At 70.3% G+C, this 19116-nt stretch carries 20 protein-coding genes; 17 read left to right on the top strand and 3 right to left on the bottom strand.

From position 1 onward, the window contains the following. The first annotated feature begins 20 nt into the window (after window positions 1-20). The 14 genes from C6C15_RS16215 (at window position 21) to C6C15_RS16145 (ending at window position 13056) form a co-directional block, all read left to right on the top strand. Complete coding sequence (locus tag C6C15_RS16215; protein ID WP_105950635.1) at window positions 21-1712, top strand: glycoside hydrolase family 13 protein; 1692 nt, start codon at window positions 21-23, stop codon at window positions 1710-1712. Between the two features lie 64 nt (window positions 1713-1776). Then, window positions 1777-2784 carry a metal ABC transporter substrate-binding protein gene (locus tag C6C15_RS16210; protein ID WP_060923444.1) on the top strand — a complete coding sequence of 336 codons (1008 nt, stop codon included), beginning with the start codon at window positions 1777-1779 and terminating at the stop codon, window positions 2782-2784. Beyond that, complete coding sequence (locus tag C6C15_RS16205) at window positions 2781-3632, top strand: metal ABC transporter ATP-binding protein (RefSeq protein WP_374206604.1); 852 nt, start codon at window positions 2781-2783, stop codon at window positions 3630-3632. Before C6C15_RS16210 ends, C6C15_RS16205 begins: the two co-directional genes overlap by 4 nt. Continuing rightward, complete coding sequence (locus C6C15_RS16200) at window positions 3629-4501, top strand: metal ABC transporter permease (RefSeq protein ID WP_370670668.1); 873 nt, start codon at window positions 3629-3631, stop codon at window positions 4499-4501. Before C6C15_RS16205 ends, C6C15_RS16200 begins: the two co-directional genes overlap by 4 nt. A gap of 119 nt (window positions 4502-4620) precedes the next feature. Next, window positions 4621-5037 (top strand): Fur family transcriptional regulator, encoded by a 417-nt coding sequence (locus tag C6C15_RS16195; protein ID WP_025102734.1) that lies wholly within the window; start codon window positions 4621-4623, stop codon window positions 5035-5037. Further along, a complete protein-coding gene (locus C6C15_RS16190) occupies window positions 5034-6074 on the top strand; it encodes a permease (protein WP_060923446.1) in 1041 nt (346 codons plus the stop codon). The genes C6C15_RS16195 and C6C15_RS16190 overlap by 4 nt, the downstream gene beginning before the upstream one ends. Beyond that, the gene (locus C6C15_RS16185) at window positions 6067-6879 is read left to right on the top strand and encodes a TIGR03943 family putative permease subunit (protein WP_105950634.1); all 813 of its coding nucleotides are present in this window, start codon (window positions 6067-6069) and stop codon (window positions 6877-6879) included. The genes C6C15_RS16190 and C6C15_RS16185 overlap by 8 nt, the downstream gene beginning before the upstream one ends. Then, a complete protein-coding gene (locus C6C15_RS16175) occupies window positions 6869-8716 on the top strand; it encodes a hypothetical protein (protein ID WP_234024172.1) in 1848 nt (615 codons plus the stop codon). Before C6C15_RS16185 ends, C6C15_RS16175 begins: the two co-directional genes overlap by 11 nt. Window position 8717: 1 nt before the next feature. After that, window positions 8718-9440 (top strand): DNA-3-methyladenine glycosylase, encoded by a 723-nt coding sequence (locus tag C6C15_RS16170; protein WP_267893818.1) that lies wholly within the window; start codon window positions 8718-8720, stop codon window positions 9438-9440. Window positions 9441-9631: 191 nt separating this feature from the next. After that, on the top strand, window positions 9632-9868 hold the full coding sequence (rpmB, locus tag C6C15_RS16165) for a 50S ribosomal protein L28 (RefSeq protein ID WP_025102729.1): 237 nt from the start codon (window positions 9632-9634) through the stop codon (window positions 9866-9868). Continuing rightward, window positions 9868-10038 carry a 50S ribosomal protein L33 gene (gene rpmG / locus C6C15_RS16160; RefSeq protein ID WP_017203558.1) on the top strand — a complete coding sequence of 57 codons (171 nt, stop codon included), beginning with the start codon at window positions 9868-9870 and terminating at the stop codon, window positions 10036-10038. The genes rpmB and rpmG overlap by 1 nt, the downstream gene beginning before the upstream one ends. Window positions 10039-10041: 3 nt before the next feature. After that, a complete protein-coding gene (gene rpsN, locus C6C15_RS16155; protein ID WP_017829734.1) occupies window positions 10042-10347 on the top strand; it encodes a 30S ribosomal protein S14 in 306 nt (101 codons plus the stop codon). A gap of 326 nt (window positions 10348-10673) precedes the next feature. Beyond that, entirely contained in the window at window positions 10674-10961 is a 288-nt protein-coding gene (locus tag C6C15_RS16150; protein WP_017203554.1) for an HU family DNA-binding protein, read from the top strand. Between the two features lie 82 nt (window positions 10962-11043). Next, the gene (locus C6C15_RS16145; protein ID WP_105950632.1) at window positions 11044-13056 is read left to right on the top strand and encodes a cytochrome c oxidase assembly protein; all 2013 of its coding nucleotides are present in this window, start codon (window positions 11044-11046) and stop codon (window positions 13054-13056) included. Between the two features lie 13 nt (window positions 13057-13069). Here C6C15_RS16145 and C6C15_RS16140 read toward each other — a convergent pair whose 3' ends face one another. Beyond that, on the bottom strand, window positions 13070-14140 hold the full coding sequence (locus tag C6C15_RS16140) for a hypothetical protein (RefSeq protein WP_105950631.1): 1071 nt from the start codon (window positions 14138-14140) through the stop codon (window positions 13070-13072). Window positions 14141-14257: 117 nt separating this feature from the next. Here C6C15_RS16140 and C6C15_RS16135 point away from each other — a divergent pair, with 117 nt between their 5' ends. Continuing rightward, window positions 14258-15667, top strand: coding sequence for an ATP-dependent DNA helicase (locus tag C6C15_RS16135; protein ID WP_199787668.1), 1410 nt, complete (start codon window positions 14258-14260; stop codon window positions 15665-15667). Between the two features lie 12 nt (window positions 15668-15679). Here the strand turns inward: C6C15_RS16135 and C6C15_RS16130 are convergent, their stop codons facing one another. Next, on the bottom strand, window positions 15680-16327 hold the full coding sequence (locus C6C15_RS16130; RefSeq protein WP_060922936.1) for a biliverdin-producing heme oxygenase: 648 nt from the start codon (window positions 16325-16327) through the stop codon (window positions 15680-15682). 57 nt (window positions 16328-16384) lie between these two features. Further along, window positions 16385-16699, bottom strand: coding sequence for a DUF2470 domain-containing protein (locus C6C15_RS16125; RefSeq protein WP_199787667.1), 315 nt, complete (start codon window positions 16697-16699; stop codon window positions 16385-16387). An 85-nt stretch (window positions 16700-16784) separates the two neighbouring features. Between C6C15_RS16125 and C6C15_RS16120 the strand changes: the two genes are divergently transcribed. Together C6C15_RS16120 and corA are read left to right on the top strand one after the other, a co-directional pair. After that, the gene (locus C6C15_RS16120; protein ID WP_105950629.1) at window positions 16785-18065 is read left to right on the top strand and encodes a serine hydrolase domain-containing protein; all 1281 of its coding nucleotides are present in this window, start codon (window positions 16785-16787) and stop codon (window positions 18063-18065) included. A 29-nt stretch (window positions 18066-18094) separates the two neighbouring features. Then, a complete protein-coding gene (gene corA / locus C6C15_RS16115; RefSeq protein ID WP_060922933.1) occupies window positions 18095-19111 on the top strand; it encodes a magnesium/cobalt transporter CorA in 1017 nt (338 codons plus the stop codon). Window positions 19112-19116 lie beyond the last annotated feature (5 nt).

Raw genomic sequence — 19116 nt, 5'->3', positions numbered from 1 at the left:
ACAAGGAGAGCCTCTTCCTCATGACCGATTCGCTGCTCACCGCGACCCGCGAAGACGACAAGACCGCGACCTGGTGGCGCCAGGCCACCGTGTACCAGATCTATCCGCGGAGCTTCGCGGACGCCGACGGCGATGGCCTGGGCGACATCCCCGGCATCGTGTCTCGCGCCGACTACCTCGCCGAGCTCGGCATCGACGCGGTGTGGCTGAGCCCGTTCTACCCGTCGGAGCTCGCCGACGGCGGGTACGACGTGGCGGACTACCGGAACGTGGATCCCCGTCTCGGCACGCTCGACGACTTCGACGCCATGGTCGAGGCACTGCACGCGCGGGGCATCCGCGTCGTCGTCGACATCGTCCCCAACCACACCTCCGACCAGCACGCCTGGTTCCAGGAGGCGCTCGCCGCCGGCCGCGGTTCCGCCGCACGGGAGCGTTACATCTTCCGTGAGGGCACCGGCCGCGACGGCGCGGAGCCGCCCACCGACTGGGTGTCGGTCTTCGGCGGCAGCGCCTGGGAGCGCGTCGAGGACGGCCAGTGGTACCTGCACAACTTCGCCGTCGAGCAGCCCGACCTGAACTGGGACCACCCGGAGGTGCGCGAGGACTTCCTCACGACGCTCCGCTTCTGGTCGGACCGCGGCGTGGACGGCTTCCGCATCGACGTGGCCCACATGCTGACGAAGGACCTCACCGAGCCGCTGCCGTCGCGCGCCGAGCTCGACGCGATGGACCGCACCTCCGGTACGCATCCGATGATCGACCGCGACGACGTGCACGAGATCTACGCCCAGTGGCGGGCGGTCTTCAACGAGTACGACCCGCCGCGCACCGCGGTCGCCGAGGCGTGGGTGGAGACCCCGGAGCGCCGCGCGAAGTACGCCTCCGCGGAGGGACTCGGGCAGGCGTTCAACTTCGACCTGCTCGTCGCCGACTTCGATGCGGCGGACTTCCAGCGCATCATCGCCGACAACCTCGCGCAGGCGCAGGCCGCCGGCTCGTCGACCACCTGGGTGCTCTCGAACCACGACGTGACGCGGCACGCCACCCGCTACGGCCTGCCGCCGCTGCGCGGCCGCGCGGTCAAGCAGGGCACCGAGTGGGTGCGCGCCGGCGGCCCGGAGGAGGGCCTCGACCGCGAGGGCGGCCTGCGCCGGGCACACGCCGCGACGCTGCTGCTGCTCGGCCTGCCCGGCAGCGCCTACCTCTATCAGGGCGAGGAGCTGGGCCTGCACGAGGTCGCGGACATCGCGCCCGACCAGCGTCAGGACCCCGGGTTCTTCCGCGGCGCGGACTTCGACGGCCTCGGCCGCGACGGCTGCCGCGTGCCTCTGCCGTGGACGGCGTCCGGCAGCTCGTACGGCTTCGGAGCCGCCGGCGCGCACCTGCCGCAGCCCGGCTGGTTCGCGGAGCATGCCGTCGAGGTGGAGGACGCCGACCCCGGCTCGACCCTCAACCTGTACCGCGAGGCGCTGCGGCTGCGGCGACTGCTGCAGACCGGGGAGACGCTCGAGTGGATCGACACGGGTCGGGAGGACGTGCTGCGGTTCCGCCGCCCGAACGGGTGGGAGGTCGTGACGAACTTCGGTACCGCGCCGTTCGATCTGGGCGCTGCGGCCGACGACGCCGTGCTGTCGACCGTCGCGTTGGACGGATCCGAGCTGCCGGGCGAGGCCACGGTGTGGGTCGCCCCGGTGGCGCTCGCGAGCTGAGGCGGGATCGATGGGGCGAGGGCCGGTTTGATAATGGTTCTCATTAGCGTTTAGAGTGGGACCCATGAAGAAGCCCGCCCTCGCCCTCACGCTCGCCTCGGTCGCCGCCCTCTCCCTGGCCGGATGCTCGTCGACCTCGGGCGCGGCGGAGGACGACGGCGCGGTGACGGTCGTCGCCAGCACCAACGTCTACGGCGACATCGCCGCGCAGGTCGGCGGAGACCGGGTCGACGTCACCTCGATCATCGACTCGGCCACCCAGGACCCGCACTCCTACGAGGCGAGCGCTCGCGACCGCCTGACGCTGCAGAAGGCCGACCTCGTGGTGGAGAACGGCGGCGGCTACGACGCGTTCATCGACAGCCTCTTGCAGGATGCGCAGGACCCGCACGTCGTCACCGCGGTGGAGTTCTCGCACGACTACCCGGGCAACGAGGGTCACGACGAGGGCGAGGACCACGATCACGCCGATGACGAGTCCGCGACGGACGAGGCGCACGATCACGAGGCCGAGGGGGAGGACCACGCCGGCCACGACCACATCGAGGGCTTCAACGAGCACGTCTGGTTCGACCCGCACACGATGATCCACGTCGTCGAGGCGATCGCCGACGAGCTCACCGATATCGACCCCGACGGTGCCGACACGTTCCGCACGAACGCGGACGATCTCGTCGCGGAGCTGGAGGGCTTCGAAAGCGACCTCGAGGCGATCAAGGCGGACGCCGCCGGTGCGACGGTGTTCATGACCGAGCCGTTGCCCGGATACCTGGCCACGGCCGCCGGGCTCACCGACGTCACCCCCGAGGGCTTCGCGGAGTCGGTGGAGGAGGGCAGTGATGTCGCGCCCGCCGTGCTGCTCGAGGCGCTGCAGGTCGTCGGGTCCGGCGATGTGACCGCCGTGCTCACCAACGCCCAGACCGGCGGCGCGGAGACGGAGCGCGTGGAGAAGGCCGCGGAGGACGCCGGGGTGCCCGTGGTCGCGTTCACGGAGCTGCTCGAGGACGGATCGTCGTACTCTGAGTGGATGAGTGACGCGATCCAGAGCCTCGCCGCCGCCGTCCAGTCGTGAGCGGAGCCCGTTCACAGGCTCAGGGACCCGCGAGGGAGACCGGTCCGGTCCTCGAGATCGCCGACGGTGCCCTGCAGCGGGGAGACCGCGAGCTCTGGTCGGGACTCGACCTCACGGTGCAGCCCGGCGAGTTCATCGCGGTCCTCGGTCCGTCCGGCTCCGGGAAGACGACGCTCCTGCGCAGCATCCTGGGACTCCAGCCCCTGTCCCGCGGCAGCATCCGCGTGGCCGGCGAGCCCGTGCACCGCGGCAACGCCCGCATCGGGTACATCCCGCAGCAGCGCGCGCTCGCGCCCGACACGAGCATGCGGGCCCGCGACCTCGTCGCCCTCGGCGTGCAGGGCAGCCGCTTCGGCTTCCCGGTCCCGCACCGCGGCGACCGGGCGAAGGTCGACGCGCTGCTGGCCGCGGTCGGGGCGACATCGTATGCGGATCGCCGGGTGGGCCTGCTCTCCGGCGGGGAGCAGCAGCGCCTCCGGGTCGGACAGGCGCTGGCCGACGAGCCCGCGCTGCTCCTCTGCGACGAGCCGCTGTCGAACCTCGACCTCGCCAACCAGGTCGCCGTCACCGACATCATCGACAGGCAGCGTCGGGAGCGCGGGGCCGCCGTGCTCTTCGTCACGCACGACGTCAACCCGATCCTGAACCGCGTCGACCGCATCCTCTACATCGCCGGGGGCCGGTTCCTCCTCGGGACTCCGGAGGAGGTGCTGCAGACCCGCGTGCTGACGGACCTCTACGGCACCCCGGTGTTCGTGCTCCGCGCCGGCGACCGGCTCGTCGTGGTCGGCGTCCCCGATGCGGAGCCGCACCACGATCACGACCACGAGCACGGGGGCGCCGCATGACCGCCGCGTCCGCCCTCGTCCCGATGGTCGGCTGGGACGACATCTTCTCGTTCCAGGACTACGGCGAGCTCGTCGCCCTGCTCTCGAACTCGATCATCGCGGGTGCCGTGCTCGGCCTCGTCGGCGGCCTCATCGGGGTCTTCGTCATGCAGCGCGATCTGGCCTTCGCGGTGCACGGGGTGAGCGAGCTCTCCTTCGCGGGAGCGGCGGCGGCGCTGCTGTTCGGCGGCAGCGTCGTGCTCGGCTCCCTCGGCGGAGCCCTCGTGGCGGCGATCCTCATCGGGGTCCTCGGCGCCAAGGCCAGGGACCGCAACTCGATCGTGGGCGTGCTCATGCCGTTCGGGCTCGGTCTCGGCATCCTGTTCCTGTCGCTGTACGACGGCCGCAGCGCCAACCGGTTCAGCCTCCTGACGGGGCAGATCGTGTCGGTCTCGAGCCCCGACCTCGGCTGGCTCATCGGCATCAGCCTCGTGGTGCTGCTCGGCCTGCTCGTGATGTGGAACCCGCTGCGCTTCGACTCGCTCGACCCGGAGTCGGCGGCCGCCCGCGGGGTGCCCACCCGCACCGTGAGCCTGCTGTTCATGGTGCTGCTGGGGCTCATCGTCGCGGTGAGCGTGCACATCATCGGCGCGCTGCTGGTGATGGCGCTGCTGGTGACGCCGGCGGCCGCGGCCATGCGGATCACGGCCGGCCCTGTCGCGGTGCCGGTGCTGGCGGCTGTGTTCGGGTTCGTGTCGGCCGTCGGCGGGATCCTGCTCGCGCTCGCCGGGACCCTCCCGGTGAGCCCCTACATCACGACCCTGTCCTTCACGATCTACGTCGTGTGCTGGATCGTGCAGCGCGTCCGTTCCCGCGTCACCCGGGTCTGACCCCGCTTCACATCGCGCACTTTGCTCCATCTCGGCCGGGGATGCCGCCAATCGGGCGATTCGAAGCGGGGAGGGCCGCTCCCAGCCCTCGCCAACCGTCCCGGCCTAGAATCGAAGGCATGGCTCAACGGAACACCTGGCAGCGCGAACGCGTGCGCGAAGCGCTCGCCGACGCGCGCGGTTTCGTGAGCGCACAGAGCCTCCACGCGACGCTCCGCGACGACAACACCGGGATCGGCCTGGCCACGGTCTACCGCGCTCTCGCCGGGCTCGCGGCCGCCGGCGACGCCGACTCGCTGCAGAGTCCTGAGGGGGAGGCGCTCTACCGGGCGTGCACCACTCAGGGCCACCACCACCACCTCATCTGCCGATCCTGCGGCCTCACGGTCGAGATCGAGGCGAAGGACGTGGAGCAGTGGGCGCATCGCACGGCCGCCCTGCACGGGTTCACTGAAGCCGCCCACGTGGTCGACATCTTCGGGCTCTGCACCCCCTGCGCGAACAAGCGCGACGCGGAGAGGGCTGCGACAGCGTGACCGCCCCGGCACGAACGGCCACCCGTCCGGGCCACACGCACCGTCGAGCGCCCTCGCCGCGCTCGACGTGGATCGCCGTCGGCATCGGCGCCGTGATCGTCGCGGCGCTGTTCCTCATCGACGCCTTCCTCCCCACCCTCTTCCCCGCCTCGCTGCCGACCCGGGCACAGGACGGTCTGACGCTCGCCCTCAGCGTGCTCATCGAGGCGCTGCCGTTCGTCGTGCTCGGCGTGCTGCTGTCGATCGTCGTTCAGGTCTGGCTCCCGGCGGACGTCATCCACCGCTGGCTCCCGCGACGGGCGTGGGCTCGCCGGGCCGTGCTCTCCCTGCTCGGCATGCTCATCCCGGTCTGCGAGTGCGGAAACGTCCCGTTCGCCCGCGGGCTCATGATGCGCGGACTCGCCCCCGCGGAGGCGCTGACCTTCCTCATCGCGGCGCCGATCGTCAACCCGATCGTGATCCTCACGACGCACGCCGCGTTCGGCTGGGACGGCGGCATCCTCGTCGCGCGTCTCGTCGGCGGCTACCTCATCGCGAACCTCATCGGGTGGATCTACAGCCGCCACCCCTCGCCGGAGTCGCTGCTCACACAGCGCTTCGTCGACACGTGCGAGCGCGTCACGCACGAACCGGGGACCCCCGTGCGCCGCAGTCTCACGCAGTTCCTCGTGGAGCTGCGGGCCGTGATGCCGGCGCTCGTGATCGGCTCCGCGCTCGCCGGGGCCGTACAGGTGCTCATCCCGCGCGACGTCCTGCTCACGATCGGCGCCAACCCCGTGCTGTCCATCGTCGCGATGATGCTGCTCGCGATCGTCGTGGCGATCTGCTCCAACGTCGACGCCTTCTTCGCGCTGTCGTTCGCGTCCACCTTCTCCTCGGGGGCGCTGGTCGCGTTCCTCCTCGTGGGGCCTCTCGTCGACATCAAGATGCTCGCGCTGATGCGCACGACCTTCACCACCAGGACGCTCGTCGGCATCACCGCCGTCGTGCTCGCGTCGGCCTTCGCGATCGGGATCGGGGTGAACGTCCTTGCCTGAGCTCTCCGCCCGCTCCCGCGCCCTCGCCACCCGGTGGCTGGGGATCGGTCTCGCCTCGGTCGTCGCCGTCGTCACCCTCGGCCTCGCGGTGACCGACCGCCTCAGCCTCTACATCAGCCCGGAGTCGGTGTGGTTCGCATCAGCCGCCGCCGTCGTGACGCTCGCCGGGGCCGTCTGGTCGTGCACACTGCCGCTGGGTGCCGAGGAGGACCACGGGCACGACCATGGCCCCGCGGCCTCGCGCTCCGCCGAGCCGGAGGCGTCCTCGTCCGACGAGACCGCGCACTCCTCCGGGCCGTCTCGCCGGCGTCTCGCGGGAGCCGGTGCGCTGGCCGGCGGTGTGGTCGCGACCGGCGTCGTCGTCTCCGCGCTCGTCCTGCCTCCCGCCTCGCTCTCGGTGGAACTCGCGATGTCCCGAGCCGGGGAGGAGAGCGCGCTGTTCGCCGGCGCCGACACCGTCGCCCTCGGGGTCGCGGACACGTCGACGTTCGGTGTGGGTGACTGGGCGAGCGTCTTCGCCGCCGCAACCAACACCACGGCGTACGACGGAGCCGCCGTCACGCTGCAGGGCTTCGTCACGCCCGGCGAGGGGGACGACGTCAACCTCACACGCCTCGTGATCACCCATTGCGTCATCGACGCCCAGACGGCGGCGCTGCCGGTGAGTGTGGATGCCGACGCGTACAAGACGGGTCAGTGGGTCGAGGTCACCGGGACGGTGCGGGCGGACGAAGACGGCTCCCTGCACATCGAGCCGACCGACGTCGTGGCGATCGACGAGCCGAAGGACCCGTATGAGTACTGACGACGAGCGGCCGGAGTCGCCCGACGTCCCACGCACCCGCGCCGAGCTGCGTGCTGCCAGGGAGGCCGCGGAGCGCGCTGCGGAGGAGCAGACCGCGGCGGAGCGCGCGGCAGCCGAACAGGCCGACGCGGAGCTGGTGGCAGAGGAGCGAGCGGCCGTGGAGCGCATGGCGGCGGAGGTCGCCGCCGAGCAGGCAGCCGTCGACCGGGAAGCCGCAGCGGAGCGCGAAGCGGCCGAGCGCGAAGCGGCCGAGCGTGCGGCAGCGGAGCGCGAAGCCGCCGCACGTGCTCCGGAGGAGCCGGCCGCCGGAATCCCCGCGATCCCGCAGGCGCCCGAACCGGTGTTCACCTCCGCGGGCCCGACGTCCGCTTCCCGAGCAGACGGCGTCGTCGAAGACGCGGCGGAGCCGGGCTGGACGCCCACGACCGACCTCCCCGCCGACGACGAGGCGCCGCGGAGCGCCCCATGGTCCCGCCGCCGGTTCCTTGTCACGATCGGCGCCGTCGTCGGAGTGCTCGTGCTCGTCGGCACCGGCCTCGGAATCGTGAGCCTCCTCCAGGGCCCCCGGGTCACCGACGTGCAGGTCGACGCCGCACAGGCCATCGAGTCGTCAGGGAGCCGTGTCATCCTCACGGCGAATCAGCCGCTCTCCGCGATCGATCCCGAACAGGTCACGGTCGAACCGTCGGTGCCGTTCACGGTCGATGCCGCCGGTCGCGGCGTGGGCGTGCGGTTCACGGTGCCGCTGGACGACGACACGACCTATACGGTGACCGTCGCCGGGGTGACGGGCGCCGGAGGAGGCCCGACCGCAGACCTGACGACGTCCTTCGAGACGCCGGCGTCGTCGATCTTCCTCCTGCGCCGCGACCCGGATGGCGACGACATCATCTTCCGCACCGACCTGAGCGGCGAGAACGCGCAGCCGGTGTTCTCCCACCCCCGCATCGACGACTTCCGGGCCACGTCCACGCAGCTCGTGGCCGCTGTCGAGGACGACGACCAGTCGAGGCTCCTCGTGATGGACAGGGACGGCTCCGACCAGCGCGAGCTCGCGTTGCCCGGCGAGGGCTACGTCGGCGCGATCCAGGTGTCCGAGCGCGGCAACCTCGTCGGCTACAGCTACTCCGATCGCGAGCTCAGCGACACCGAGGGGCGTGCGAGCGTGCTCGTCACCCAGTCGCTGAGCGGCGACGACGAACCCCGCATCGTCGAGGTCGGCGACAAGGAGGTGAGCGTCTTCGTGTGGCAGTTCGTGCCCGACAGTGCGGCCGTCCTCTTCATCGACTTCGACGGCGCACTGTCCCTCGTCGACCAGTCGACCGATTCCGGTGTGCAGTCCCTCGGCCTCGCGACGACGATCCAGGGCATCTCCCGCGGCACCTACACCGCCATCGTGGAGCGGCTGGACGGGTCGGTCGTCGAGCTCGACCTCGCGGACGGATCCGAGGAGCCGCTCGCCGCGTCCGAGCCGGATTACGGCACCGCCACCTCCATCACCCCGTTCCCCGGCGGGACGCTGCGCCACGTCGTCGCCCGGGATGAGGGTGGCCTCCCGGTGGGGCAGGCCGTGATCCGCGTCGACGACTCCGGAGCCGCCACGCCGCTCGTCGAAGTGAGTGCGGCCGACTCGATCCTCCAGGCCTGCGCGTCACCGAGCGGGCAGTACGCCGCCGTGGTGATCGCGCCGGACATGGCGGACAACCCGTACGACGGCATGCTGTTGCCGCTGCCGGAGAAGCTCGAGACGCACCTCATCGACATGAAGACCGGGGACGAGATCGTCGCGCTGACCGGTTTCGATGCGTCCTGGTGCCAGACGGCGCCGCGGTTCTGACGTGACGGAGCCCGTGACGCTGCGGCGCGCGACCCGCGACGACGTGATGAGCTCCGCCGTCGAGGTGGCGCCGACCCTCCTCGGCGCGGAGCTGCGGACCGTGGTCATCGAGGACGGCCTCCCGGTCGAGGTGCGCGTGCGCATCACCGAGGTCGAGGCGTATCACGGGCAGGGCACGGGGGCGGTGGCCGACCCGGGGTCTCACGCCCGCATGGGGCGCACCGCCCGGAACGCGACCATGTGGGGCGAGCCCGGGCATCTGTACGTGTACCTGAGCCACGGCATCCATTCCTGCGTCAACGTGGCCTGCGGCCCTGAGGGGCAGGGCGACGGGGTGCTGCTGCGTGCCGGGGAGATCGTGTCCGGCGTGGAGGCGGCGGCCCGGCGACGACGTGCGGTCCCGCCGCTCGGCCGCACCGCTCTCCGGGACCTCGCGCGCGGACCAGGGCGGCTCGGACAGGCCGCGGGGCTGCGGCACTCCCTGCACGATGGCCTGGACGCCATCACGGGCGAGGAGCAGAACGGCGCCAGGGCGGAGTTGTGGCTCGGCTCTCCCATGGCGGACGTCGCCCAGGGTCCGCGGGTGGGGGTGGCGGGCATCGCCGGGACGGACGCCTTCCCCTGGCGCTTCTGGATCCCCGGCGACCCCACGGTCTCGGCCTTCCGGTGGGGGCGGGGCGCCGCCGACGCTTCGAATCGCGCGAATGGCGGCTTTTCGGCCTGAGATGGGACCATTCAGGCGATTCGAACGGCCGGCCGAGGCCGTGCTAGACTGACTCTTCGTCTGCGCACGCTCCTGTGCGCAGTTCGTGTGCTCCCCCTTCTTCCGCCGAGAGATCGGCATGCGGGGCGGCGTGCAGACAAGGGATCTTGGGTGAGGCCGTCCGGTCTCACGGTAATGAAGGAGTCATCATCATGGCAGCAGTGTGCCAGGTGACCGGAGCTGTTCCCGGCTTCGGTCACAACGTCTCGCACTCGCACCGCCGGACGAAGCGCCGCTTCGACCCGAACGTGCAGAAGAAGACCTATTTCGTGCCCTCGCTCGGTCGTAAGATCACGCTCAACGTGTCCGCCAAGGGCATCAAGGTGATCGACGCGCGCGGCATCGAGAACGTCGTCAAGGACCTCCAGGCGAAGGGTGTGAAGCTCTAATGGCCAAGAAGGCTCAGGACGTCCGTCCGATCATCAAGCTGCGTTCGACGGCGGGTACGGGTTACACGTACGTGACCAAGAAGAACCGCCGCAACACCCCCGACCGCCTCGTGCTCAAGAAGTACGACCCGGTCATCCGTCAGCACGTCGAATTCCGAGAGGAGCGTTGATCCATGGCTAAGAAGAGCAAGATCGCGCGCAACGAGCAGCGCAAGGTCATCGTCGAGCGCTACGCCGAGCGTCGTGCCGAACTGAAGAAGACCCTGGTCGACCCGAACGCCACCGACGAGGCCCGCGAGGCCGCCCGCGTCGGCCTGCAGAAGCTGCCGCGCAACGCGTCGCCGGCTCGCGTGCGTTCGCGCGACGTCATCGACGGCCGCCCCCGTGGTGTCCTCACGAAGTTCGGCATCTCGCGTGTCCGCTTCCGTGACATGGCGCACCGTGGCGAGCTGCCCGGCGTGACCAAGTCGAGCTGGTAAGCACCCAGCGAGAAGGGGCGGGGATCTTCGGATCCTCGCCCCTTTTGCATGCCCGGGAACGCAGGCGATCACGCCGGATCAGGCGCATATGTCAGGGAGTGCCTGATCCCGCGCGGGGGCCTGAACCGGCGAGCGTGCGGCCGAAAACCTGTGGCACGAGTGGCCAATGTGACGCGACACGCCGGGAAATAGGTCGAAACCCGCGAAATGACGCGGAAATCCGGGTGGCCGTTGGTACATTCGAGGCGGTCACACGACCAACGGGGAGCACCCGCTCCTCGTACCCACACACACGATGCGACGGTCCTTCGTCGCTGGAGGATGACATGGCTGACAAGTCCATCACCAAGACCGAGCTCGTCGCGAGCATCGCTTCCGCCACCGGCCAGAGCCAGGCCACCGTCTCCGGTGTCCTCGACTCGCTGTTCGCCACGGTCTCCGACGCCGTCGCCAAGGGCAGCAAGGTCTCCATCCCGGGCTGGATCTCGTTCGAGCAGGTCGACACGGCCGCCCGCACGGGCCGCAACCCGCAGACCGGCGCCGAGATCAAGATCCCGGCCGGCAAGCGCGTCAAGGTGACCGCCGGTTCCAAGCTCAAGGCTGCCGTCAAGTAAGACCGCACCCTTTCGAAGGCCGCCCCCGCTCCGGGGGCGGCCTTCGTGCATCCTCCCTGCTGGGCGCGCCTAGGCTGGAGGGGTGAGTTCCCGCACCGAGACGCCGCGCTCGACGTCGGCGTACCGTCTCGCCGGCATCGTCATCCTCCTCGCCGCCGCCGGCGTCGCCCTCGTCTGGGCGCTGCTCGTCGGAGGAGGGGCGAACCCGCCGCTGCTGCAGGACCCCGGACCCGTGGTGCTGTGGGGCACACCGCTCGCGAAGCTCGTCATGAACCTCGCCGGCGCGCTCATGCTCGGATCGCTGGTGCTCGCCCTGTTCGGACTGCGAGCGGGAGAGCGCACGTTCGACACGGCCCTGAACATCGCCTCGGTCGGCGCCGCCGTCTTCACGGTTGCCGCGGGACTCGCCGGGTTCTTCTCCTTCATGGCCGCCTTCAACCCGCAGCTCAGCATCGAGCGCGAGTTCGGCTCGCAGCTCGGGCGCTTCCTGCTCGAGCTCCCGCTGGGGCAGTCCTGGCTGATCACGACGATCCTGGGCGCGGTCATCACGGTGCTCGCGTTCGCCTGGCGCACCTGGACGCCCACGCTGCTCACCGCCCTGCTGGCCGCGGTGTCGTTCCTGCCGCTCGCGACGCAGGGGCACGCAGGCGACCTCGACGGGCACAACATGGCCGTCAACTCGATCCTCCTGCACACGATCGGCGCGGCGGTGTGGCTGGGCGGGTTGCTCCTCCTCGTGCTCCTCCGCGGGCAGCAGGGCCTCGATCTGCCCACGCTCGTCCGCCGGTACTCCTCCCTCGCGATCGCGGCCTTCGCGGTCGTCGCGGTCTCCGGCTTCACCCGGTCGATCGTTGCTGTCGGGAGCTGGGAGGCCGTGTGGACGACCCCCTACGGGCTCATCGTCGTCGTCAAGGCCATCCTGCTCCTCGGAATGGGGCTGCTCGGCGCCTGGTACCGCGCACGTCTCATTCCGAAGCTGAGCGGAGCGCGCGCGTCCCGCTGGTTCTGGGCCCTGGTCCTCGGCGAGGTGACGCTGATGGGACTCGCCTCCGGTGCCGCGGCCGCGCTCGCGCGCACGCCCCCGCCCACCGGCGAGGTCGCGGCGTTCGCGCAGACCCCGGCGCAGATCCTCACGGGATCGCTGCTGCCGCCCGAGCTCACGCTGGAGCGCTGGTTCACGGCCTGGGACATCGACGTGCTGTGGCTCGTCGCGGCGGGCTTCGGACTCTTCTTCTATCTCGCGGGTGTGCGCCGACTCCGGCTGCGCGGCGACCGCTGGCCGATCCACCGCACGGTGTTCTGGGTGCTCGGCCTGCTGCTGCTGGTGTGGGTGACCGGCGGTCCCATCAACGCGTACCAGGAGTACCTCTTCAGCGTGCACATGCTCGGGCACATGATGCTCTCGATGGCGATCCCGCTGCTGCTCGTCTCCGGGGCGCCGATCACCCTCGCCCTGCGCGCCATCCACAAACGCGACGACGGCACGCGCGGCGGTCGCGAATGGATCATGTGGGCCGTCCACTCGCCGTTCGCGCGGGTGGTCACGCACCCGATCGTGGCGGCGGCGATCTTCATCCTCTCGCTCTGGGCGTTCTACTTCACCGACCTCGTGCGCTGGTCGATGTTCGAGCACCTCGGGCACGAGTGGATGGTCGCCCACTTCCTGATCTCGGGCTACCTGTTCGTGATGAGTCTGATCGGCGCCGACCCGGTGCCCTACCGTCTGCCGTATCCCGGCCGGCTCATCACCCTCATCGCCGTGATGGCCATGCACGCGTTCTTCGGGATGGCGATCATGATGCAGGAGGGGCTCATGGTCGCCGACTGGTTCGGCGCGATGGGTCGCGACTGGGGTGCCGACCCGATGACCGACCAGTACGTGGGCGGTGGCATCGCGTGGTCGATCGGAGAGATCCCGACCCTCATCCTGGCCATCACCGTCGCGATCCAGTGGAGCCGGAGCGACACCAAGCTCCAGCGACGCCGAGACCGGCACGCCGATCGCACCGGCGATGCCGAGCTGGAGGAGTACAACGCGCGGCTCGCCGACCTCGCCGCCCGGGATCAGCGCGCGGCGGAGCGCCAGCGCCGCTGACCAGCCCCCGGGCTCACTGCACCGGGTCGTCCGGGGAGCCGACCCGGATCGAGGCCGAGCCGTCCGGGAGGATGGCGATGGAGCCGTTGACCCGGAAGGGCACGTCTTCGGAGACCGGCTCCACGGACCCGTCGAAGAGAGACTGGATCTCGACCTCGACGTGCGCCATGGCTGCGGTGGTCGGGATCTGCCAGTGGCCGTCGTCGGACGGCGCGACCATGATCTCCGGCTGCTGGGCGATGGACCATTTCGGTGGCGCAGCGATCCTGTTCTCGACACGCAGGCCGAACGGACACGCGGTGGGCTGCAGGACCTCCTGCGTGGTGCACGCGGTCAGGAACTCCTCGACCCGCTCCTGGACGACGTCGACGAACTCCTCCGTCGGCTCGGCCTGCACATCGAGAGGGGTCACGGCGAGCGGCTCGTCGGCGAGCACGCCGTGCCCGGAGGATTCCGCGATCGCGGTGTCGACCGTGACGGAGTAGAGCCCCGGGGTGAAGACCAGCAGGGGCAGAGGTTCGAGGGGTTGCGCCGCGGCCCCGGCGGCGGAGATCTGGCGGCGGTCGACCTCGAACCCGTTCACGGCGAACCGGTCGGCCCCGCGCACCGTGAGCTCGACGACCGCGAGGGGGCTGGTCGTGAACCGCCAGTTCGGTGTGATGCCGGCCCAGCCGTCCTGCGCGACGTGGAAGGTGCTCGTGCCGGAGTGGCCGCCGGCGCGGTAGCTGACGGTCACCGCTGTGCCGTCGCCGGAGGGCTCCTCCGATTCGACCTCGACGTCGCTGAGCGGACCGAGGGCCGAGCGTCGCAGCATCGCCTCGGACGCGGCGGGGTCGATGCCCGCCTCATCGAGGGTCTCCCGGTCGATCGCGACGCCGGGCACGCGGAGGGCGTCGGCGGCCCGCCCCTCAGCGAGCAGATCGAGATAACGGACCACGAACGCCGACGGGCCGTAGAACTGCCGGTAGAGGGTCGCACCTCCCGCGCCGATCGCGGCCAGGAGGAGGACGCCGATGAGCCCGAGGATCGCCAGATCGGCGCCCAGGCGCGACCGCCGGGGCGCGCGCGTCCCGGCCCGCTCCATGCCGGTCAGTCTAGGAGGGCGTCCTGGGGGGACGCCGAGCGTCGGCGGACCCGTGCCCGACGGGGCACGTAGCATGGGGGAGCATCCCGTGTCCGCCCCGCCAGCCCTGTGAGAACCGTGTCCCTTCCCGCCCTGTCCGAGGAGCAGCAGGAGCTGTTCCGGCTCATCGAGGACACCGCGGAGCACGTCTTCATCACCGGACGCGCGGGCACCGGCAAGTCCACGCTGCTGCAGCATTTCGCCTGGAACACGAAGAAGCAGATCGCGATCTGCGCCCCTACCGGCGTGGCCGCGCTGAACGTGGAGGGGCAGACGATCCACTCCCTGTTCCGCCTCCCGATCGGGCTCATCGGGGACGGCGACATCGATCAGAACGACGCGACCCGCCGCATCCTCAACGCCATCGAGACTCTCGTCATCGATGAGATCTCGATGGTCAACGCCGACCTCATGGACGCCATCGACCGGTCGCTGCGCCAAGCGCGCGGGCGGCGGGGCGAGCCGTTCGGCGGCGTGCAGATCGTCATGTTCGGCGACCCGTACCAGCTGGCTCCGGTCCCTCCGCGCGGGGATGAGGCACGGTACGTGAAGGACCACTACCGGTCGTTCTGGTTCTTCGATGCGAAGGTGTGGGCAGGTCCTTCGACAGGCCCTTCGACAGGCTCAGGGGCCCAAGGGGGCGAAGGGGCGCTGTTCGAGGTCGACACCCGGGCCGAGCTGCACGTGCGGGAGCTCGTGCAGATCCACCGTCAGTCGGACGACGGCTTCAAGTCCATGCTCAACGCCGTCCGCTATGGACGCGTCACGGCGGAGATCGCCGGGATCCTCAACGCTCAGGGCGCGCGAACCCCTCCGGACCCCGAGCCGGGCGAGGTGCCGATGATCACCCTCGCCACCCGCAACGACATCGTCAACAGCATCAACAGCCGGCATCTCGCCGCGCTTCCGGGCAAGGAGCAGACGGCACGCGCGGAGGTCAACGGCGACTTCGGCCGCGGCGAGGCCTCCCTTCCGGCCGAGTCCGAGCTGAAGCTCAAGGTGGGTGCACAGGTGATGTTCCTGCGCAACGACACCGCGATGACCGGAGAGCCGCCGCGCTGGGTGAACGGCACCATCGGCACGGTGACCCGCATCCTCGGGGGGACAGTGCGCGTGGAGATCGACGGCGAGGAGGTCGACGTCGAGCCGGCCGTCTGGGAGCGGTTCCGGTACGCCTACGACCCGAACACGAAGAAGCTCTCCCGTGATGTCGTCGCCGAGTTCACCCAGTTCCCGCTGCGGCTGGCCTGGGCCGTGACGATCCACAAGTCGCAGGGCAAGACCTATGATCGAGCGGTGATCGACCTGGGCTCCGGGGCGTTCGCGCCGGGGCAGACCTACGTCGCGCTGAGCCGCCTCACGTCGCTGGACGGCTTGTACCTCTCGCGTCCGCTGCGGCCGAGCGACATCCGCGTGGACGAGGACGTGCGGCGGTTCATGCGCGATGCGTGGCTCGCCGCCTCGACGCCTGAGCTGCCGAGGACCTGAGGTGCTACCGCGTCAGGCGGCGGCGCGGGCGCGGTCGAGGTCTTCGAACAGCTCGGTGTTGAAGCGGTACGCGAGGAGCACCTCGTCGATGACGCGCTCGCGTTCGGCCTCGTCCCACGGGGCGGCGTCGAGCTGCTCGCGATAGACGTCCTTGAAGGCGGAGGGGTCGGCGATGTCGTCGAACAGGTAGAAGCCGATGCCGTTCGTCTCGAAGCCGAAGCGCCGCGCCATCACCCGACCGATGAAGATGCCGCCGGAGAGGTCGCCGAGGTAGCGCGTGTAGTGGTGCGCCACGAAGCCACCCGCCCAGGTCGCGCCGACCTGACGGATGCGGTCGACATAGCGCTGTGTGGTGGGCAGCGGGGCGATCCGCTCGCGCCACTCGGGCCCGAGGAGGAAGGCGAGGTCGGCCTCGAGCGCGGGGAGGCGCGTGAGCTTGTCGCTGAGGAACACGGAAGCCACCGGGTCCTGGCGCATGCGCTCGCCGGCGCCCTCGAGCGCGTCGTAGATGAAATAGTGCTGCGCGACCAGCGCGATGTAGTCCTCGCGCGACCCCTCGCCCTTGAGGAGATCGGACATGAAGCCCGCCGTCTCGCTGCGGGAATGCGAACCGGAGGAGCGCTCGCGGAGGGCGGCGGAGAAGGACAGGATCTCGGGCATGGCTTCAGTGTAAGGGCAGCCTAACCTTCGATGGAAGTCCGAGCTCCGCAGGGCGACTCAGTCGTGCGGCCGCGGTTCGACGCCAAGACGCTCGCAGGCCGCGTCGTACAGCGCCACGACCTCGCGGCGCACTTCGCGGCGCTCGGTGATCGGGCCGCCGGGCCACGGGACACGGAGCTCTGACGTCATCCCGCCACGGGAGATCTCCCAGACCCCGACCTCTCCGTCGAAGCCGGTCATCACGGACACGTCGATCGCCTCCGCGGACGGTTCGGCGAAGGCGCGCGCGATGAGGAGGTTGTCGTCGGTGTGGTCGCCGTTCATGTGGCGGAGGACGGCGGTGATCACATCGGCATCGAAATCATGGGGCACAGGGACACCCTACGATGCCGCGCGGGGCCGACTTTCAGCATCCGCGTTCTAGACTCAGGAGACACGTCTTCGGGGGTTCCCACACATGCAGCTTCTCTCGTCGCGCCGGTGGCGCGCCGCAGCGGCCACGGCGGCCGTTCTCGGTCTCGTCCTCACCGGATGCTCCTCCGAGGGCTCCTTCAGCTATACGCCGCCCGCGCAGGTCGACGCCACGCTTCCCGACGACACGGTCGCGGCGCTGCAGGGCGCGGTCGACAACGCGCTCGCGGCCTCCGGGGCCAGCGGGGCGATCGTCGGGGTCTGGGTGCCGTGGAGCGGCACCTGGGTCGCCGCCACGGGCACGCAGGACAAGGCGGAGGGTGGCGAGCTCTCGACCGACATGTCCTTCCGCATCGCGGACATCACGCGACTGATGACCTGCGACGTCCTCTACGCGCTCGCGGATGAGGGCACCGTCGAGCTCGACGCGACGGTGCCGGAGTACGTCTCTGGTGTCGCCGACATGTCCGACGTCACCCTGGTCGACCTGTGCAACGGCACCAGTGGCGCCGGCTCCTCCGAGGCGACGGTCAAGAGCGCGTGGCTGAACACCCCGGAGCGGGTCTGGGCGCCCCTCGAACTCGCGGGTTACGGTCTCGGCCGATCGCGCATCGCTCCGCAGACCACGTTCCGCGACTCCGACGCCGGTTACCTTCTCCTCGGCCTCGCGTTGGAACGCGCCTCGGGGATGAGTGCGCGCGAGCTGATCGCCGAGTACGTCACCGAGCCGCTGGAGCTCGCCGACACCTCGCTGCCGTCGCCCGCCGCGGCGCCGCCGTCGGAGGGGTCGTCGCTCAGCGGGCACTACATGGGAGCGGTCGAGGGCGGCTTCAACTGCGCAGCGCCTGTCGACATCACGACGATGTCCTCCAGCACCGGGTTCACCGACTCGGGAGCGGTGTCGACGATCACCGACCTCGGCCGGTACATGCAGGCCGAGGCCAAGCAGGTGCTGCGCACCAAGGACGAGCCGGATCGATTCGGGGCGCCGCTGCCCGCCTACGACAAGGCGCCGTCGTGGTACCAGGCGACCGGTGGTGCCTACATCGTCGGTTCGATGATCGGTCAGCATGGCTGGACGCCCGGCTACGCGACGGCGGCATACTCGGACCCGACGACCGGTTTCACCGTGGCCGTCGTGCTGAACGACTCCACCGGTGGGTCGCGCTTCGCCCAGCATCTCGCCTGGGAGCTGGCGGCGATCGCGTCCAAGGCTCCCGCGGCATCCGGCGAGACGGCCCCGGAGTTCGGTCTGCCCTACACGGCCGAGCAGTATCACAAGGCCACCACGGACGCCGCGCTCGTGTGCGTCCCTCCGGCCGGCTGAGCGGAGCCCCGGACGAGCAGGAGGGCCGTATGGCGATCGTGGACAACGCCGTCTACGTCGGCGGCGTGCGCGCCGACGATCCCGACAGCCTGAACGACACGTTCGAGCGGATCCGGGAGCGACAGGGCATGGGGTGGATCGGCCTCTACCGGCCGAGTGCCGAGGAGGTCAGAGCCGTGGCCGACGAGTTCGGCATCCACGAGCTTGTCGTCGAGGATGCACTCTCCGGGCATCAGCGCGCCAAGCTGGAACGGTACGGCGACATCCTGTTCATGGTCCTCCGGCCCGCCCGCTACCTCGACGAGCGCGAGGAGGTCGAGTTCGGCGAAGTGCACGTCCTGGTCGGTCCGGATTTCGTCGTGACGATCCGTCATGCGGAGTCACCCGACCTCGGCCGCGTGCGTCGCCGGCTGGAGGCCGATCCCGCTCTGCTCGCCCATGGCCCCGAGGCGGTGCTCTACGCGATCCTCGACGAGGTGGTCGATGAGTACTCCCCGGTCCTGGCCGGCCTCGAGAACGACATCGACGAGATCGAGGGTCAGCTCTTCGAGGAGGACGCCGACGCGACCCAGCGGATCTACGACCTCGGCCGCGAGGTGATCGACTTCCAACGGGCGACCCAGCCGCTGGCCGGCATGCTGGAGGCATTGCTGCGCGGATCCGAGAAGTACCGCGTGAGCGAGGAGCTCCAGCGGTACCTGCGGGATGTCCTCGACCACACGCTGCGCGTGAGCGACAAGGCGGCCACCTTCCGGTCCGTGCTCGACAACGCCCTCACGGTCGAGTCGACCATCGTCGCGCGGCGGCAGAACGACGAGATGCGCCGGATGACGGAGCTGAGCATCCGCCAGAACGACGAGGTGAAGAAAATCTCCGGCTGGGCGGCGATCCTGTTCGCCCCGACACTGGTCGGCACGGTCTACGGCATGAACTTCGACCACATGCCCGAGCTCCACTGGGCGTTCGGGTACCCGATGGCGGTACTGCTCATGGTCGCGATGGGGGTCGGGCTGTACGCGGCCTTCAAGCGCAAGGGCTGGCTGTAGCGCCC

The sequence above is a fragment of the Microbacterium sp. str. 'China' genome (genome assembly GCF_002993305.1).
Lineage (GTDB): Bacteria > Actinomycetota > Actinomycetes > Actinomycetales > Microbacteriaceae > Microbacterium > Microbacterium paraoxydans.
The sequence above is the reverse complement of the archived record's forward strand: the minus strand, read 5'-3'. Positions and strand labels throughout refer to the sequence as shown.

What these genes read in the sequence shown, in the direction of transcription:
- C6C15_RS16215 (WP_105950635.1), top strand. Translation starts at nt 21, where the DNA reads ATGACCGATTCGCTGCTCACCGCGACCCGCGAAGACGACAAGACCGCG.
- C6C15_RS16210 (WP_060923444.1), top strand. Translation starts at nt 1,777, where the DNA reads ATGAAGAAGCCCGCCCTCGCCCTCACGCTCGCCTCGGTCGCCGCCCTC.
- C6C15_RS16200 (WP_370670668.1), top strand. Translation starts at nt 3,629, where the DNA reads ATGACCGCCGCGTCCGCCCTCGTCCCGATGGTCGGCTGGGACGACATC.
- C6C15_RS16195 (WP_025102734.1), top strand. Translation starts at nt 4,621, where the DNA reads ATGGCTCAACGGAACACCTGGCAGCGCGAACGCGTGCGCGAAGCGCTC.
- C6C15_RS16175 (WP_234024172.1), top strand. Translation starts at nt 6,869, where the DNA reads ATGAGTACTGACGACGAGCGGCCGGAGTCGCCCGACGTCCCACGCACC.
- rpmB (WP_025102729.1), top strand. Translation starts at nt 9,632, where the DNA reads ATGGCAGCAGTGTGCCAGGTGACCGGAGCTGTTCCCGGCTTCGGTCAC.
- rpmG (WP_017203558.1), top strand. Translation starts at nt 9,868, where the DNA reads ATGGCCAAGAAGGCTCAGGACGTCCGTCCGATCATCAAGCTGCGTTCG.
- rpsN (WP_017829734.1), top strand. Translation starts at nt 10,042, where the DNA reads ATGGCTAAGAAGAGCAAGATCGCGCGCAACGAGCAGCGCAAGGTCATC.
- C6C15_RS16150 (WP_017203554.1), top strand. Translation starts at nt 10,674, where the DNA reads ATGGCTGACAAGTCCATCACCAAGACCGAGCTCGTCGCGAGCATCGCT.
- C6C15_RS16140 (WP_105950631.1), bottom strand. Translation starts at nt 14,140, where the DNA reads ATGGAGCGGGCCGGGACGCGCGCGCCCCGGCGGTCGCGCCTGGGCGCC.
- C6C15_RS16130 (WP_060922936.1), bottom strand. Translation starts at nt 16,327, where the DNA reads ATGCCCGAGATCCTGTCCTTCTCCGCCGCCCTCCGCGAGCGCTCCTCC.
- C6C15_RS16120 (WP_105950629.1), top strand. Translation starts at nt 16,785, where the DNA reads ATGCAGCTTCTCTCGTCGCGCCGGTGGCGCGCCGCAGCGGCCACGGCG.
- corA (WP_060922933.1), top strand. Translation starts at nt 18,095, where the DNA reads ATGGCGATCGTGGACAACGCCGTCTACGTCGGCGGCGTGCGCGCCGAC.